Origin of the sequence: Streptomyces sp. NPDC056061, from assembly GCF_042266885.1 — a bacterium.
GTDB lineage: Bacteria > Actinomycetota > Actinomycetes > Streptomycetales > Streptomycetaceae > Streptomyces.
In genome coordinates this window covers 75,702-92,842 of the sequence record NZ_JBHJWQ010000016.1, presented here as the reverse complement: position 1 = coordinate 92,842, position 17,141 = coordinate 75,702, and the positions used below count along the sequence as shown (strand labels likewise).

Annotated in this window: 13 protein-coding genes; 6 read left to right on the top strand and 7 right to left on the bottom strand. The window is 73.4% G+C overall.

Going from position 1 to position 17,141, the window contains the following annotated elements; all coding sequences use genetic code 11:
* Positions 1-83 precede the first annotated feature (83 nt).
* The 4 genes from ACFC79_RS22510 to ACFC79_RS22495 all read right to left on the bottom strand — a co-directional run bounded on the left by ACFC79_RS22510 (position 84) and on the right by ACFC79_RS22495 (position 5,218).
* Positions 84-1,001 (bottom strand): carbohydrate ABC transporter permease, encoded by a 918-nt coding sequence (locus tag ACFC79_RS22510; RefSeq protein ID WP_376242745.1) that lies wholly within the window; start codon positions 999-1,001, stop codon positions 84-86.
* 15 nt (positions 1,002-1,016) lie between these two features.
* Entirely contained in the window at positions 1,017-2,015 is a 999-nt protein-coding gene (locus ACFC79_RS22505; protein ID WP_376242743.1) for a carbohydrate ABC transporter permease, read from the bottom strand.
* A gap of 446 nt (positions 2,016-2,461) precedes the next feature.
* Positions 2,462-3,790, bottom strand: coding sequence for an extracellular solute-binding protein (locus ACFC79_RS22500; protein WP_376242741.1), 1,329 nt, complete (start codon positions 3,788-3,790; stop codon positions 2,462-2,464).
* Positions 3,791-4,516: 726 nt separating this feature from the next.
* Positions 4,517-5,218, bottom strand: a complete 702-nt coding sequence (locus ACFC79_RS22495) for a FadR/GntR family transcriptional regulator (RefSeq protein WP_376242739.1) — start codon at positions 5,216-5,218, stop codon at positions 4,517-4,519.
* Positions 5,219-5,383: 165 nt separating this feature from the next.
* Here ACFC79_RS22495 and leuA point away from each other — a divergent pair, with 165 nt between their 5' ends.
* Positions 5,384-7,159, top strand: coding sequence for a 2-isopropylmalate synthase (gene leuA / locus ACFC79_RS22490; protein WP_376242737.1), 1,776 nt, complete (start codon positions 5,384-5,386; stop codon positions 7,157-7,159).
* A gap of 51 nt (positions 7,160-7,210) precedes the next feature.
* On the opposite strand, the gene ACFC79_RS22485 is transcribed toward leuA, so the two are convergent.
* The gene (locus ACFC79_RS22485) at positions 7,211-8,134 is read right to left on the bottom strand and encodes a spermidine synthase (RefSeq protein WP_376242735.1); all 924 of its coding nucleotides are present in this window, start codon (positions 8,132-8,134) and stop codon (positions 7,211-7,213) included.
* Between the two features lie 165 nt (positions 8,135-8,299).
* Positions 8,300-8,749: a hypothetical protein gene (locus ACFC79_RS22480; protein ID WP_376242733.1), complete on the bottom strand. Its 450-nt coding sequence runs from the start codon at positions 8,747-8,749 to the stop codon at positions 8,300-8,302.
* Positions 8,750-9,051: 302 nt separating this feature from the next.
* On the opposite strand from ACFC79_RS22480, the gene ACFC79_RS22475 reads away from it, so the two are divergent.
* Positions 9,052-10,407 (top strand): tetratricopeptide repeat protein, encoded by a 1,356-nt coding sequence (locus ACFC79_RS22475; protein ID WP_376242731.1) that lies wholly within the window; start codon positions 9,052-9,054, stop codon positions 10,405-10,407.
* 157 nt (positions 10,408-10,564) lie between these two features.
* On the opposite strand, the gene ACFC79_RS22470 is transcribed toward ACFC79_RS22475, so the two are convergent.
* Complete coding sequence (locus tag ACFC79_RS22470; RefSeq protein ID WP_376242729.1) at positions 10,565-11,161, bottom strand: histidine phosphatase family protein; 597 nt, start codon at positions 11,159-11,161, stop codon at positions 10,565-10,567.
* Positions 11,162-11,393: 232 nt separating this feature from the next.
* Here ACFC79_RS22470 and ACFC79_RS22465 point away from each other — a divergent pair, with 232 nt between their 5' ends.
* The 4 genes from ACFC79_RS22465 to ACFC79_RS22450 all read left to right on the top strand — a co-directional run bounded on the left by ACFC79_RS22465 (position 11,394) and on the right by ACFC79_RS22450 (position 17,040).
* On the top strand, positions 11,394-12,392 hold the full coding sequence (locus ACFC79_RS22465; protein ID WP_376242727.1) for a phosphatase PAP2 family protein: 999 nt from the start codon (positions 11,394-11,396) through the stop codon (positions 12,390-12,392).
* Between the two features lie 1,092 nt (positions 12,393-13,484).
* Positions 13,485-15,098, top strand: coding sequence for a hypothetical protein (locus ACFC79_RS22460; RefSeq protein WP_376242725.1), 1,614 nt, complete (start codon positions 13,485-13,487; stop codon positions 15,096-15,098).
* Positions 15,095-16,429 carry an AAA domain-containing protein gene (locus ACFC79_RS22455; protein ID WP_376242723.1) on the top strand — a complete coding sequence of 445 codons (1,335 nt, stop codon included), beginning with the start codon at positions 15,095-15,097 and terminating at the stop codon, positions 16,427-16,429. The genes ACFC79_RS22460 and ACFC79_RS22455 overlap by 4 nt, the downstream gene beginning before the upstream one ends.
* 269 nt (positions 16,430-16,698) lie before the next feature.
* Entirely contained in the window at positions 16,699-17,040 is a 342-nt protein-coding gene (locus ACFC79_RS22450; RefSeq protein ID WP_376242721.1) for a hypothetical protein, read from the top strand.
* Positions 17,041-17,141: the final 101 nt, after the last annotated feature.

Sequence of the window (17,141 nt, the reverse complement as noted above, 5' to 3'; positions counted from 1 at the left end):
CGTCGACTCGTGGCGGTCGTCGAAGTCTTGGTGGACGTCGAAGTCTTGGCGACTGGTGGCGGCGAGGCGGCTCGTGACGGCGGTCAGCCCTTGACGGCGCCGGACATGATCCCTCCGACGATCTGCTTGCCGAAGATCACGAAAACCACCAGCAACGGAAGGGTGCTGATCAGAGCACCGGCCATGACGATGCTCTGGTCGGGGGTGTAGGAGGCGTTCAGCTGGCCGAGGGCCACCTGGAGCGTGGGATTCTCCTGGCTGAGGGCGAGGTAGGGCCAGAAGAAGTCGTTCCACGCCTGGACGAAGGTGAGCATCCCCAGCACCGTCATCGCGGGACGGGCGACCGGGAGCACCACGCTGCGCACGATGCGGAAGTTGTTCGCGCCGTCGATCTTGGCGGCCTCGATCAGTTCGTGGGGCAGGGCCTCGCTCAGGTACTGCCGCATGAAGAACACCCCGAAGGCGCTCACCAGGGTCGGGAAGATCACCGACTCCAGCTTTCCGCCCCAGCCGATGTCGGACATCATCATGAACAGCGGGACGACGCTGAGCTGCGGCGGGATGGTGAGCGTGGCGATGACGCCGGTCATCAGCGCGCCGCGGCCCCGGAACCGCATCCTGGCGAAGGCGTAGCCGGCCAGCGTGCAGAAGAACAGCGTCGCGACGGTGATGCAGCCGGAGACGATGACGCTGTTGACGATCGCCGTGCCGAGGTTCGCCTGGCTCCAGGCCGCGTCGAGGTTGTGCAGCAGCCGTCCGCCGGGCAGGAACGGCGGTGTGGTGGCGAGCACCTCGTCCTGGGTGTGGGACGCGGCCACCAGCGTCCAGTAGAGCGGCAGCAGCGAGCCGATGCCGACGACGGCGAGCGCCGCGTAGGCGAACGGTCCGCCCCGGAGCTGTTGTCCCGCGCCCGGCCGAAGGCGCAGCGGACGCCGCACCGGCCGGTGCGGGGTGCTCGCGAGGACGGGTTCCGGGCCTTGGGTGGGGCTGGTCATGGTCATGGAAATCGCTCCCGGTCAGACCGCGTATGTGCGGACGAAGCGGCCGACGAGCCAGTTGACCGCGGCGACGAGCAGCAGGAGGGCGAGCATCGCCCAGGCCACTGCGGCGGCCGGACCGAGATGCCCCAGGTTCCAGCCGTAGTTGTAGAGGTAGACGCTGAGGGTCTCGTACTGATTCTCGTTGCCGCCGGTGGCCCCGAGCCTGCCGCCCTCCAGCAGCAGCGGCTCACCGAACAACTGCATGGAGCCGATGGTCGAGATGACGATCGTGAAGAGGATCGTGGGCCGCAGCGAGGGGACAGTCACCTTGCGGAACTGCTGCCAGCGCGAGGCACCGTCCAGCGAGGCGGCCTCGTACAGGTCGGTCGGCACGGCCTGCATGGCGGCGAGGTAGATCAGTGCGTTGTAGCCGGTCCAGCGCCAGATCACGATGACGGAGATGGCGATCTTCGACGTCCAGTGGCCATTGGCCCAGTTGGTGTCGCCGAGGCCGACGAAGTGCAGCACCCAGTTGAGCAGCCCGCCGTCGGCCCGGAAGACCAGGGCGAAGACGAGCGCGGCGGAGGCCACCGAGGTGGCGTACGGGGTGAGCACGACCGTGCGCCAGAAGGCACTGGCGCGCAACCGGTAGTTGAGCAGATGGGCCAGGCCGAGCGCGACCAGCAACTGCGGGACCGTGGACATGACCCCGATCAGGAAGGTGTTGCCGACGGCGGTCCAGAACTCGGAGTCGTGCAGGATCCTGTCGAAGTTCTCCCGGCCGACCCACTCCATCCGGTCGAGGCCGGTCATCTCCACCCGGTGCAGGGCGATCCAGCCGGTGTACAGCAGCGGGTAGAGCCCGAAGGCGCCGAAGACGAGGAAAAACGGGGCGACGTAGGCGTACGGGGACGCCTTGTCGTCGAACCGCCACAGCCGGCTCCGCCAGGCCGGTCGGCGAAGCGGGGGCGGGGTCTGCCGGGGACCGGCCGGGGGCGGGTCGTGCGCGTCCCGGGTGGGAGTCGAGGTGGCCACGGGCGGAAGTCCTTCCCTGCGTTGCTGGGTTACTGGGTTGCTGCGTTGCTGGGGTTGCCGTGCTGCGGACGGTGGCCCGGTACGGGGCGGGGAGGTACGGGGCGGAGAGGTGGGGACCGGGGAGGGTGCGGACCGGGGTACGGGCCGGGGCGGGGTACGGGCCGTGGCGGGACGGGTCTCCCGGGCGCGCTCGGGGGCGGGGCGGGGCGGGACGGGCCGGGGCGCGCTCGGGGGCAGGGCGCGCTCGGGGGCAGGGCGCGCTCGGGGGCGGGGCGGGGCGAGTGCGGACCGCCTGTGCGTGCCTCGGGGCGGGGCGGGACCGGGCCGGACCGCCTGGGTGCCGACCGGGCCCGGTGCGTCCCGGTGCCGGGGCCGGTGTCCGGGCCCGGTGCGTCCCGGTGCCGGGCGGGCGGCTGTTGCTGGGGCCGCCCGCACCGGCCGCGCGGTCAGCCGATCGCCTTGTCGATCGCGTCGGTGACCGCCTTCCACGCCTTGTCGGGGCTGGTGCCCCGCTGCTCCATGTTGTTGATCTGGGTGGAGATGGTGTCCTTGATGACGCCGTCCTTCGGGCCGAGGACCGCCTCGGGGATCGAGTTCGCCTCGCCCGCGTAGATCTGGCCGATGGGCGCGTCATTGAAGTAGGGGAGCTTGGCGTTCTTCACGTCCGGCAGCTCGTACGCGCCCTTGTTGGACGGGAAGACACCGATCGCCTTGAAGACGGCGGCCTGCTGCTCGGGGGCGGTCAGCCACTTCACGAGCTTGGTGGCCTCCTCGACGTTCTTGCCCTTCTTGGGCACGGAGAGGAATGAGCCGCCCCAGTTGGCGGCGGTCGCGCCGGGCGCGGTGGTGATGTCCCACTTGCCCTCGTTCGCCTCGCCCGCGTTGGTCGAGATCTGACCGGCCATCCACGCGGGGCAGGTGACGGTGGCGACGGTGCCCTTGCGCAGTGCGGCGACCCACGGGTCGGTGAACTGGGCCAGACCCTGCGTCAGCTTCTTCGACGTGGCCTCGGCGGCCAGGTTCCAGCCCTGCTGGACGCTGGGGCTCTCCTTGTAGACCGGCTTGCCGCTCTCGTCGTAGTACTGCTTCGCGTTCGAGCTCACCACGGCGTTGAACATGGCGCTCGCGGAATCCATGAAGGACGTGCCCGCGGGGGCCTTCTTCTTGTACTCCTCCCCCAGCTTCAGGTAGTCCTCCCAACCGCCCGCGACCCGCTTGGCGACCTCTTCGCGGTCGGTCGGCAGTCCCGCCTTCTCGAACAGATCGGTGTTGTAGCAGAGGGACATCGGGCCGATGTCGGTACCCGCGCCGATCACCGAGCCGCTGGACGTGGTGGCCTGCTTCGCCTTCCAGGAGACCCATTCGGAGACGTCGATCGCGCTGCCGAGGTCGACGAAGGCGTCCGCCTTGGTGTCGACGATCTCCTTGATCCGGCCGACCTCGATGCCCTGGACGTCGGCGAGACCGCTGCCCGAGTTCAACTGCTGGAGCAGCTTGGGGTAGTAGACCTTCTCGTCGGCAGTCACGTCCTCCTTGACCGTGACCTTCGGGTTCAGCTCGTGGTACTTCTCGAAGAGACCTGCCTCCTTGTAGCCGAACTGCCCGAAGTCGGCGACGGTCAGCGTGACGTTCCCGTTCGCGTCGGGGCCCGTGCTGCCCGACGAGCCCGAGTCGCTGCCGCAGCCGGTCAGCAGCAGGGCCGAGGCCGTCAGGCCCGTGGTGGCCAGAACCGCGGCTCTGCGGCTCCGGCCGGCGACGGTGCGGGGGATGCGCATTCCACTACTCCTTGTTCCGGGTGGGGCGTTCCGGGGCGGGACGTCCCGGTCGGGGCGTTCCGGTGGCGCGTTCCGGGTGGGGCGTTCCGGGGCGGACCGGCCTTCTGACTGCGTGGCACGTGCCCGGTGGTGCGGGTGCCGGGTGGTACGGAGAGGGCACGGGCAGTGCCCTTCGTACGGGAGACCCGCACGATGTGGGAGCGCTCCCATGCGTCGATGTCGGAAGGTTCCTGCCCACGAGGGGTGGGTGTCAAGAGTTGAAGACGCTTCCGTTGCGCGAGCGTGTCCGGCAAGTCACAAGGCCGTGTCCCGCACGGGCCTTGCCAAGGGTCGCGCATGTCTGCGGGCACGTACACCCTGACGAATACGCGCTGGTCAAACCGGAGTTGGCGAGTGGCGAGCGGTGCATCGACCAGCGAGGGACGCATCGGCAGCCCCGCTCCCCGGCCGCTCCGGAACGGTACCCGCGCCCCTCGCTTCACCTCGGGGAGGGCGCCGGAAGATGAACGGGCCGCCGCACCGGGACCCGTTCGGGCAGTCTCCGCGTTCCCCCTCCGAAACCGTCGCCCCGTCACGGACGCACCGACACCCCGTCACGGACGCGCCGTCGCACCCGTCGCCGTCCGGACTCCGCTCCCCGGCCCCCGCTTCCGGAACTCCGCTCCCCGCCCCCCTCTCCCCGTCCCCCGCCTCCCGGACTCCGCCTCCCGCCGCGCGCCGTCGGCCCTATGCCGACCGCAACCGGGCCAGCGTGGCCTCCAGTTCGGACCGGACGGCCCGCCCCGCGGACTCCGCGTCCCCGGCCACCACCGCCCGCACCAGCGCGTCGTGCACGGCGTCGCCGTGGTTCGGGTCGTCGTTCCGCAGCGCCAGGAGGCTCACCAGGTCGACGAGCCCCTGCCGCAGCGCGGGGGCGAACTCCGCGAACAGATCGGTGAGTACGGGATTGTGGGCGGCGGCCACCACCGCCGCGTGCAGGGCGATGTCCGCCTCGACGAATTCCGCGTCTCCCCCGGCCCCCGCGGCCCGTCGCGCGGTGAGCGCCGCGTCGAGCGTGGCGAGGTCCTCGTCGGTGCGGCGGAGCGCGGCCAGCCGGGCGGCCTCGACCTCGATCAGCATCCGGACCTCGTAGACATCGGCGACCGAGGCGCGGCGCAGCCGGGTCGGCCAGTCCTCCGCCGCGTGATCGGCGATGACGAAGACGCCCGCGCCCTGACGGGACTGGAGCAGCCCGAGGGCGGCCAGGGCGCGGATCGCCTCGCGGACCGTGGAACGGCCCACGCCGAGCGTGCGGGCGAGGGTGGTCTCGCCGGGGATCCGGGTGCCGACCGGCCAGTGCCCCCCGGTGATCTGCTCGCGCAGATGGTGCGTCGCCTGTTCGACCAGGGGGCTGGGGCGGAGTGGACCGAGCGAGGACACCGAATTCACCTGTCAGGTTGTCTGAGGACTTGCTTTCTGGCTACTGTACCGGGCATGACGCTCAGCGGTCTCCTTCTTCTCGGCTGCCGCGGCGGGGCCTGAAGCGACCGGCACCCCGCCGTGGGTGCCGTGCTGTGCCGGTCGCATCCGGCGATGCGAGAAGAGACCGTCCTCATGCCCGACCGTGTGTCCCCGCTGCACAGCTTCCCCACCCTCCGCACCCCGCGCGGGCCGGTTCCGGCCGACGCGCCCCACTGGAACCGGCAGCGCGCCGGCTCCATGCCCTCCCACCGCTACCGCTCGGCGTTCGACCGCGTCGAGATCCCGCCGATCGCCCGCACCTGGCCCGGGGCCCGTATCGAGCGGGCCCCGCTCTGGGTGCCCGTGGACCTGCGGGACGGCAACCAGGCGCTGGCCGAGCCGATGGACACCCCGCGCAAGCGAAGGATGTTCGACCTGCTCGTCGCGATGGGCTACAAGGAGATCGAGGTCGGGTATCCGTCCGCGAGCCGCACCGACTTCGACTTCGTCCGGCACCTCGTGGAGACCGACGCGGTGCCGGACGACGTCACCCCGGTCGTCTTCACCCCGGCCAAGCCCGATCTGATCGACCGGACCTTCGAGTCGGTCGAGGGGATGGGCCGGGCGGTCGTCCACCTGTACACCCCGACCGCGCCCGTCTGGCGCGACGTCGTGCTCGGCCGCGGGCGCGCCGAGGTGCGCGCGCTGGTGACGGACGCGGCGGCGCGGATGGAACGGCTGGCCCGGGCCGTGCCCGGGACGGACATCCGCTTCGAGTTCTCCCCCGAGGTCTTCGTCCTCACCGAGCCGGACTTCGTCCTTGAGCTGTGCAACGGCCTCACCGAGCTGTGGGACGCCTCCCCGGACCGGCCGGTCATCCACAACCTGCCCGCGACGGTGGAGATCGCGACGCCGAACGTGTACGCGGACCAGATCGAGTACATGCACCGCCATCTCGACCGGCGGGACGCGGTGATCCTCTCCGTCCACCCGCACAACGACCGCGGCACCGGCACCGCGTGCGCCGAACTCGCCGTGCTGGCGGGGGCGCAGCGCGTGGAGGGCTGCCTGTTCGGCAACGGGGAGCGGACCGGCAACGTCGACCTGGTGAATCTGGCCCTCAACCTGCACGCCCAGGGAGTGGACCCGATGATCGACTTCTCCGACATCGACGAGATCCGCCGCACGGTCGAGCACTGCAACCGGCTGCCGGTGCCGCCCCGGCACCCGTACGTCGGCGAGCTCGTCCACACCGCGTTCTCCGGCACCCACCAGGACGCCATCAGCAAGGGCTTCGCCCACCGGGCGGGCAACGGCGACGAGCCGTGGGCGGTGCCGTACCTGCCCATCGACCCGGCGGACCTGGGGCGTTCGTACGAGGCGGTCATCCGGGTCAACAGCCAGTCCGGAAAGGGCGGCATCGCCCATCTGCTGCGCAGCAGCCACGGGGTGGACCTGCCGGCCGGGATGCGGGCCGATTTCTCCCGCACGGTACAGACCGCGACCGACGACAGCGGTCTGGAGGCCACGCCCGAGGACCTGTGGAAGCTGTTCGAGGCGACGTACCTGGTTCCCGGGCGGGACGGGACCGTGGCCCTGACGTCCTGGTCGACGGACCGGAACCCGGCGGGTGAGCACCGGTTCGTCTGCACGCTGCGGGCGGACGACCGGGAGGGCGACTACGAGGGCACCGGCAACGGCCCGGTATCGGCGTTCACCCAGGCCCTGGCGGCGGCCGGGATCGAGGTGGACGTCCTCGACTTCACCGAGCACGCGACGGCTCCGGGGCAGGGCAGCCCGGCGATGGCGTACGCGGAGTGCCGTGTGGGGTCCGGCGGGGAGCGGTGCTGGGGCGCGGGCCAGGACACGTCCGTCCTCTCGGCGTCGATCCTGGCGGTGCTGTCGGCGGTGAACCGGGCCGCGGAGTGACGGGCCGCGCGGCCGCGTGACGCCGCCCGCCCCCTATCGCTCCCCGGGCCCTCAGCCGAACACCGACGGCGGGGGCGCCGGGGACGGTCGGGCGTCGGCGTCGCGCACCACCGCCGCGCCGCCGGTGAAGTCGGCGAGCGCCCGCCCGTGTTCGACGCGTCCGGGGTGCGGGTCGGTCGCCACCCGGCGGGTCAGTTCCGCGATCCTCGGCGGCAGGTCCGAGGCGAGCAGCACGGCGTTGCCGAAGCGGCGGCCGCGCCACACGGCGGGGTCGGCGGCGAGCGCGAGTTCGGGGAAGACCGCGGCCGCGGTGGCGACCTGGCCGCGCAGGTGGGCCAGCGGCGGCCCGTCCGCGAGGTTGGCCACGTAGCTCCCGCCGGGTTTGAGCACCCGGCGCACCTCGGTGAGGAACTCCACGCTGGTGAGGTGCGCGGGGGTACGGGCCCCGCCGAAGACGTCGGCGATGACCAGGTCCGCCCAGCCGTCCTGGATCTTCCCCAGCCCGGCGCGGGCGTCGGTGGACCGGACCCGGATCCTCGCCTGCGGGTCCAGCGGCAGTTCCCGGCGGACCAGTTGGACGAGCGCGGCGTCCACCTCGACGATCTGCTGGGTGGAGCGCGGCCGGGTCGCGGCGATGTAGCGGGCGAGGGTGAAGGCGCCGCCGCCCAGGTGCACGACGTGCAGCGGTCCTCCGGCCGGGGCGAGGAGGTCCGCGATGTGGCCGATCCTGCGCTGGTACTCGAAGGACAGGTACGTGGGGTCGTCGAGGTCCACATGGGACTGCGGGGCGCCGTCGATCGTCAGCGTCCGGGCCCGCGGGCGCTCCCGGTCGGGCACCAGCTCGGCGAGGCCGCCGTCCACCCGCTCGGCGACCGGCTCCGCCCCGCGGCCGGTGCCGGCACCGGTTCCGCCGGCGGACTTGCGGGATCGTTTGCGGGCGGCCGCGCCCCCGTTCGACGCTCCTCTACGTGCCACTGCCGCTCGTGCCCGCTCACCGCTCGTCGTTCCGGGCCGGTACGCGACCGGCCGCGCCGGAGAACCCGGCCACCGGCCCCATTATGGGCGCGGGCACGCACGGCGGCTCCCGCCGGGCCCCGGAAGCACCGCCGCACCGGCGGCGGGCGCGGGCACGCGTGGCGGTCAGCGGCAGTTGTCGGCCGCCTCGATCAGCCGGGCCGCCTGATCGAGGGCGGCCCGCAGCGCGGCCGGGTCGGTGACCGGGGCGTCCTCGCCGGGCGGCAGGAGCCAGCCGCTGCCGGTGTCCGGCGGCTCGGCGGGGATGCGCAGCCCGCGGCCGTCGGTCCGGGTACAGGCGCTGCCCGGGACGTCCCATGCCTCGGCGGTGCCCGGCGGCACCAGGAAGCCGAGGGTGTCGCAGGCGCCGTCGTGCAGGACCGGCCCCACGGCCTCCTGATCCGCGCCGCGCCGCAGGATGTCCACGGCCTCCAGCCCCTGGCGGGCCGGGACCGTCACCAGATCGCAGGGTTCGGTGCCGTGGTCTCCCGTGGCCGCGGCGGGCGCCGGGGCACCCGACGCGGCCTGGGCCGTCGCAGTCGTCCGCGAGCCGGTCTCCGTGCCGAGATGCAACAAGGGACCTCTCCTCTCATCGCCGGGCGGAGCCGGACTCCGTCTTCCGCAGGGACCAACGCGCCGACCGCGTCAAGGGCTACGGTGCCACGCCGCCGCAATGGGTGGCAGTTCATGGCAGATCACGGGCGATACACACCTTTCCTCCTCAAACGCTTCGTATGTGTCCGATCGCAGCGGGTACGTTCTTGCTCCGCCGGGACACCGGAGGGCCGGGGTCCCGGAAGCAGGAACCCCGAAGTCGGGATACCGGCTGTCCGGAACCCGGCCGCAGGAACCCGGCCGCGGAAGAGAGGTCCTGGTCCATGGTGTCGACAGGGGCGGTTCCCAACCTCGCGTTCCGGCGGCTGCGTGGACAGCGTTCCGCCGGGGAGTTCGCCGCGGCGGTCCGCAGATCCGCCCGTGAGATCGGCGAGCGGGTCGCCTGCGACGCCCGGTACATCGGGCGCGTGGAGTCCGGCGAGATCCGCTGCCCCAACTACGCGTACGAGCGGGTCTTCCTGCACATGTTCCCCGGAATGTCCCTGGCGGACCTGGGCTTCCCGCCGCGCGAAACGGTGCGCGGCCGGGGTGCGCGGGCCACCGCCGGGGCTTCATCACCCCCTGTGCCCCACAGCGACACCGACGAGGAGAGCGACGTGCTGCGTCGCGTATTCATGACGAGTGGCACCACCGCACTGGCGGCCGTGCCCCTGAGCCCCGGTCTCGGCGGCGTGTCCGCCGCGGCGGCCGCCGCATCCGACCGGCACCGGGTCGGCGAGGCCGAAGTCAGCGCCGTCGAGAAGGCGGTCCGAAGGATCCGGCTGCTCGACGACCGGCACGGCGGCGACGGCCTGTACCGCGGGGCGTCCCAGCCCCTGCGGGCGGCGTACGCGCTGCTCGACTCCGGGACCGCCGCCAAGCGGTCCACGGCCGACCGGCTGCATGCCGGGGCGGGCGAACTGGCCATCTCGGTGGGCTGGCTGGCCCATGACTCGGGCCGGTTCGAGGACGCCCGCTCGCACTATGCGGAGGCGCTCGCCACCGCCCGGCTGGCGGGCGACCCCGCGCTGGAGGCGCACTCCTTCTGCAATAAGTCGTTCCTGGCCAGGGACACCGGACGGCCCCGCGAGTCGGTGCGGGCCGCCGAGGCCGGGCAGCGGGCGGCCAGGCCGCTGGGTTCGCCGCGGCTGCTGGCCCTGCTCGCACTGCGGGAGGCGGGCGGGCGGGCCGGGCTCGGCGACCGGTCGGGCTGCGAACGGGCGATCGGCCGGGCCCGTACCGCGTTCGGGCGCGGACCGTGCGACGCCGATCCCGAGTGGATGACCTTCTTCCAGGAGGCGGAGCTGGAGATGCTGGAGGCGCAGTGCTGGTCGGCGCTGGGCGACTGGTCGCGGGCGGCCCGCCACGCCGACCGGGCGATCCGGCTCCAGGACCCGCACTTCACCCGGAACCTGGCGCTGTACCGGGCCGAACTGACCTGGGACCTCGCGCGGGCGGGCCGGGCCGCGGAAGCGGCGACGGCGGGCCACCGGGTGCTGGACCTGCTGGACCGCGTCCGCTCCTCCCGCATCCGGACGATGCTGGCCGGCGCGACACGGGCGCTGGTGCCGTGCCGGGACGCGACGGAGGTACGGGAGTACCTGGAGCGGTACGCGGCGGTGTCGGGGGCGAGCGCGTAGAGGTCCCAAGGGCGCGCCGGGAGGGCCGCGGGGCGGGCGCACCGACGGGCCCCCGCCCGGCAGGTCCCCGCGGTCGGCCCTTGCGGCCTGCGTCGCGGTCGGCCCGCGCGGCGTGCCGTCGCAGCAGGCCGACCGGAAGTACCGCTCCGCCGGCCGCCTACCGCTCCAGGTGGCCCGTGTCGTTCCAGCGTTCCATCGCGGGCGCCCCGTACGCCCACCCCAGCACCGACAGGGATGTCGGGTCGAGCCGGATGCGGGCCGCGAACGACACGTCCTCGCCGAGCCACCGCGCCCCGAGTGCCCGCAGGATGTGGCCGTGGGCGAAGACCAGGACGTCGCGGTCGGCCGCGCGGGCCCAGTCGACGATCCGGTCGGCGCGCGCGGACAGCTCGGCGAGGGTCTCCCCGTCGGGCACCCCGTCGCGCCAGATGACCCAGTCGGGTCGGATCGCCCTGATCTGGGCCGGGGTCATCCCCTCGTACGCGCCGTAGTCCCACTCCATAAGCGCGTCCCACGGCTCGGCCCGGTCCGCGAAGCCCGCGATGTCGCAGGTCTCCCGGGCCCGCGACAGCGGGCTGGTGCGGACTTCGAGGCCCGGCAGATCGGCCCACGGCCCGCTGTGCAGTCGCTCGCCGAGCAGCTTGGCGCCCGCCCGGCCGGTGTCGAGGAGCGGGATGTCCGTCCTGCCGGTGTGATTGCCCCTGACGGACCATTCCGTCTGGCCGTGCCGGGCGAGCAGGATACGCGGTGCCATGACGGCTCTCCCTGAACTGAGGTCTGAGGCCGGAGACCGTGACGACACGGACCGTCCGGTTTCCCATCATCGCGCACGCCCGCGGGACGCAACCTCCGGGGCGGAACCGGCGTCCCCCTCTCCGTATACGCACACGCGCTCGACCGGGCCCCGGGGGGAGGCGCGGTCGACCCGCGCCGTACGGTTGAACGCCCGCCGTCGGTCACATGAAAACATGATGGAGAGCAACCGGATGCAGTCTGCCAGCACCGCACCCGTGCCGCGCCCGCGGCCCCGTTGGTGGACCGAACTGCCGCTGCTGGCGCTGGTGTACGCGGCCTACTCGGCGGGGCGGCTGGTGGCGCGGGGCGACGTGTCCACGGCCGTCGACCACGGCCTGGCCATCCTGCGCCTGGAGAAGACGCTCCACATCAACGCCGAGCACCCGCTGAACCGGCTGTTCACCGCCCACCCCTCCATCGGCATACCCGCCGACTTCGCGTACGCGTCACTGCACTACCTGGTCACCCCGATCGTCCTGGTCTGGCTGTTCCGCCGCCGTGAGGCGGTGTACCGCAAGGCCCGCACCTGGCTGATGACCTCGACCATGCTCGGTCTGATCGGTTTCACGCTGATGCCGACCTGCCCGCCCCGCCTGCTGCACGCCGGCCATGGCTTCGTCGACACGATGGCGCAGTACAGCTCGTACGGGTGGTGGGGTGCCGAGGCCAGTGCCCCGCGCGGGATGGGCGGCATGACGAACCAGTACGCGGCGATGCCCAGCCTGCACGTCGGCTGGGCCCTGTGGTGCGGAATCCTGCTGTGGCGTCACGCCCGGCACCCGCTGGTACGGGCCGCCGCCGTGGCGTACCCCCTGCTCACCACGTTCATCGTGATGGGCACGGCCAACCACTACCTGCTCGACGCGGTGGCGGGAGCGGCCGTGATGGGTGTCGGGGCCCTGCTGGCCGGCCCGGTGATGCGCCTCGCGGACCGGATCGGGGCCCGGCTCGCCGCCCGCTTCCCGCGGTTCGCCCCGGCCGCGGGGTCCGCGATTGTCGGTGCCGGATGCGAGACTTCGGCGGGTGAGCGAATCCCTGGCCAGCGGACCGCCTCCGCAGACTCCACCCATGCCGCGAACACGGCCGGACCGGACGGACCGGCTCGTCGCGCCCCCCGGGCCGCCGAAGCCGCCGAAGCCGCCGCACGAGCGGGCGCTGCGGGGGACGACGCTCCGGCAGCGGCTCGCTGAGCTGCGCGGCCCGGACGTCGGGCCGCGCCCGCTGGACGCCCGCGCGCTGGCCGCCCTCGCGGCCAACCCCGGCTGCCGTCGCCGCGCCCTGCTGGACGGCGCCGGGGTGGACAAGGCGGCACTGGCCGCGGCGCTCGGTTCGCCCGCCCCCTTCGGCCAGTCGCAGTTCGCTCTCGTCCGGGGCAATTCCTTCGAGGCCAAGGTCAAGGGCGACGGCGGTACGGAGCTGATGCGGCTGCTGCACGAGCACCTCGGCGGCCCGGCGCCCGACAAGGTGCTGGTGCCCGACCTGGCCGCGGCCGGGCCCGAGGGCCGCGCGGCCCGTACGGCCCTCGCGCTGCGGGAGGCGACCGGGTCGGGCGGCTGGGCCCTGCTGGATCACCCGATGCTGTCCCTGGAGGTGGCGGGTTCCCCGGTGCATCTGGAGCCGGACGCGGTGGCGGTGCACCCCGACGGCACCTGGACGGTCGTCGAGATCAAGTCCTTCCCCATGATCGACGGTTCCGCCGACGCGGCGAAGGTCGGTGCCGCGGCCCGGCAGTCCGCCGTCTACGTCCTGGCGCTGGAGCGGATCGCGGCGCTCACCGAGGGTGCCGAGGTCGGGCATCGGGTGCTGCTCGTCTGCCCGAAGGACTTCTCCAACCTGCCCACCGCGTCCGTCGTCGACGTCCGCAAGCAGCATGCGGTGACGCGGCGGCAGCTGAACCGGCTGGCCCGGATCGAGGACATCGCCGCGGCTCTGCCGGAGGGCACCACCTTCGACCCGTCGTGCCCCGCGCAGGAGCTGGACGCGGCGGTCGAGTCGGTCGGCGCGGCGTACGCGCCGGAATGCCTGTCCGCGTGCGAGCTGGCCTTCCACTGCCGGGCGAAGGCCCGTGCGGCGGGGGCGGTGGAGACGCTGGGGCGGAGCGTGCGCGGCGAGCTCGGCGGGCTGACCACGGTGGACGCGGTGCTGGCGGCCGCCACGGGCGTGGAGGGTGATCCGGCCGATCCGACGGTCGCGGCCCTGCGGCGGGCGGCGGCTCTGCGCGCCGATGCGCTGGCCGGTGCGGTGCCGGAGGGCGGCGCGGCGGGCCGGGACGGCGGGCCGGCATGTCGCTGATCAGCACCCTGGCCCGGCTGGAGGCCGTGGAGAGCGGCCGGGCGCAGCCCCTGACGACGGTCCTGCACCGGCACCTCACCGACCGGCCGCTCGTCCTGGTGCCGCTGACCACCGCCGGTGAGGCGGGCGCGCCGCTGGGCGCGCTCGTCGGCACCGACCGGGACGCGCCCCGGCTGCTGGCGGTCCCGCAACCGCGCGACCGCGATCTGCGGTTCTCGTTCCTCGCCGATCTCGCCGAGGCGGTGCTGCCGCACATCGAGACCTTCGAGGACGTGGTCGAGCCCGCCGAACGCAACGAAACCGATCCGGCGACCGGGAAGCGGACCAAGGTCGAGGTCGAGCTCTGCACGGACGCGGCCCAGCTGATCGTGCCGAACCGGGCGGGCGTCGAATTCGTGCGGCTGCTCGGTCGCTCCATGCGGTTCCGGCGCACGGCGGAGGACGATCCCGACACCCCGTACCCCGCCCCCGCGCGGGTGCCGTTGCTGGGGCGCTGGCTGACGCATTACGGGGAGCGGGCCAGGGTGCCGGGCTCCTCGCTGTTGCTCGCCGTCACGGACCTCCTGAACCGGCACTGGGCGACCGGCCAGAGCAGCCTGGAGGATCAGCACCTGGGCGCGCTGCTGGCATGGATCGACGCGCAGGCGGGCGAGTCCGGGGCCGGGGCGGCGCTGCGGGCCGAGTCGGCGCGGGACGGCCAGGGCCAGTTGCTCTGCCCGCCGGCCGGTCCGGCCACCGATCCGGCATTCGACAACCGGCTGCTGGCACCCGCGATCGAGCGGTACGACCGGGCGCGCACCGCGCTCTCGGCGGCCGAGGACGGTCTCGTGGCCGATGCGCGGCTCGCCGGGCTGACGGCCGCGGAGCGGGAGGTCAGGGCGCTGCTGGCCGGGGTGATGCGGCCGACCTGGGACGCGGTGTGGCGGGGGCTGGATCTGTTGCGGGAACTGCCCGAGGCGTCCCGGACCGAGGACCGCTGGACCAGGGACCGCTGGTCGTTCACCGGTCACCGGGACCGGGTGCGGTCCGGTGAGCCGCCGCAGCCGCGCCGGGACGACGCGGTGACGGCGGCGCAGAAGCTTGCCTCGCGCGAGACGGCGCAGGCGCAGCTGGACGCGCAGGAGGCACTGGACGATCCGCTGGTCCTGGCCGGGCGGCGGCTGGCCGGCGAGGCGTTCGTCGGCGAGGTGACGGACGTGGTGATGGCCTACAGCGAGTCGAAGCGGCCCGCGCCCCGCCCGCTGGTCACGGTCCGCACCGACGAGCACCCGCACCTCGGGGAGCGCACCAAGGTGTACCGCTCGCTGGACGGCAGACCGCAGACCGCCGAGTTCGTGGCGTACGGGGAAGATCCGGCGGACGGGGGCGTGCCGGTGCTGGTGCTGCGCGTCACCGACCGGATGGGCCGCGGCAAGGAACCGGCGCCGGGATCGGTGCCGGAGCCGGGCGACCGGATCGCCTGGACGCTCTTCGAGCACGACCAGCGCGGCGGTCCGAAGCTGCCGGACCCGGAGGAGACGCCCTGGACGCACGGCGGCCCGCCGGGCACGGCGGCCGCGCGCGTCGAGCACCCCGATCCCGTGACCGCGGAGGACCTGTTGTGACGACCGTATTCGACGCGGGCGCACGGGCCGCGCGGGCGACCGACGCGATCCTCGCCGACACCCTGGGCGGTACGTCGCGCGGCATCGTGGTGGACTCCCCGCCGGGCGCGGGAAAGTCGACGCTCGTGGTGCGCGCGGCGCTCGAACTCGCTTCGGCCGGGCACCCGTTGATGGTGGTGGCACAGACCAACGCCCAGGTCGACGACCTGGTGGTGCGGCTTGCCGAGAAGGAGCCGGACCTGCCGGTGGGCCGCTTGCACAGCAGTGACTCCGACCCGTACGACCAGGTGCTGGACGGCCTGGCCAATGTGCGGAAGTCGGCCAAGGCCGCGGATCTCGCCGGGCTCGACATCGTCATCTCGACGGCTGCCAAGTGGGCGCACGTGAAGAACGTCGAACCGTGGGGTCACGCGATCGTCGACGAGGCTTACCAGATGCGTTCGGACGCGCTGCTGGCCGTGGCGGGGCTCTTCGAACGGGCGCTGTTCGTCGGCGACCCGGGGCAGTTGGACCCGTTCTCGATCGTGGGCGCGGACCAGTGGGCGGGACTGTCCTACGATCCGTCCGCCAGCGCGGTCTCCACGCTGCTCGCGCACAACCCGGGGCTGCCGCAGCACCGGCTGCCGGTGTCGTGGCGGCTGCCCGCCTCGGCCGCGCAGCTGGTCTCGGACGCGTTCTACCCGTACACCCCGTTCCGCAGCGGCACGGACCACGGTGACCGGCGGCTGTCGTTCGGGGTGGCGTCCGACGGCTCGGCCCCGGACCGGGTGCTGGACGAGGCCGCCGAGTCCGGGTGGGGCCTGCTCGAACTCCCGGCCCGGCACACCCCGCGCACCGACCCCGAGGCGGTGCGCGCGGTGGCCCTGGTCGTGCGTCGGCTCCTCGACCGGGGCGCCGCGGCGACGAGCGAGCGCTCACCGGACCCGGCCCCGGTGACGGCGGACCGGGTGGCCGTCGGCACCGCCCACCGCGACCAGGCCGCGGCGGTGCGGGCGGCGCTCGCGGAGCTGGGCGTGACAGGCGTCGCGGTGGACACGGCGAACCGGTTGCAGGGCCGCGAGTTCGACGTGACGGTGATGCTGCACCCGCTCTCCGGTCGCCCGGACGCCACGGCTTTTCATCTGGAGACGGGCCGGCTGTGCGTCCTGGCCTCGCGCCACCGGCACGCCTGTGTCGTGGTGTGCCGGGCGGGCGTCACGGAGTTGCTGGACGAGCATCCGTCGACGGAGCCGGTGCAGTTGGGGGTCACGGTGAAGTTCCCGGACGGGTGGGAGGCCATGTTCGCCACCTGGGACCACTGGCAGGAGCACAAGGTGTCCTGGCGGCCGTGACCCGACCGGCCGGCCGCACCCCGTGCCACGCGGGTGCGCGGAGAGCCCCGGCAGCGGGAAGGCACACGGGAGCCCTCCCGGTGAGGGCCCGCGCCCGGCAGGCGTCGCGCCGGCTCCCTTTCCGGGTCTCCGTGTCTTCCGTCGAACGGGTCGGCCCCGGTTCCGGCCGTGATCCGGGGCCACTTGCGGAACGTTGGACAATGGAGGGTGGTCCCCCGGGCCTGCGGGACCCCCGGGGCCGCCGGGCCCGCAGAAGGAGGAAACACCACATGCCACAACCGGAGCGGAACGAGAAGCAGCGGCTGCGCCCCGCGCCTCTGCTCTTCGAGCCGACGGCCGCGGTCGCCGATCCCGAGCACTTCTTCGATCTGGAGTCGATGGAGGACCCGAAGGAACTGCTGGCCCGCGCGACCGAGCTGACCCTGGCGTTCCGGGCCGCGACGGACCGTGCCATCGAGTTCCAGGCGATCGCGGCAGCACAGCTCGCCGATCCGCGCCGGTTCGACCGGCTGACGACCGCGGACATCGCGCAGCGTGCCGAGTGGACCGAGGACTACGCGAAGAAGATGGTCGAGTTCGGCCGGAGCCTGCTGGGCGGCTCGACGGCCTGACCCGTCCGCCCGGACCGGGCGGCCGCGCCCCCCCCCCCCCGGGGGGGGCGGCCCCAGGCCGATTGCCCGGCGCACAAAAAACCTACCCCCCCCCCCCCGTC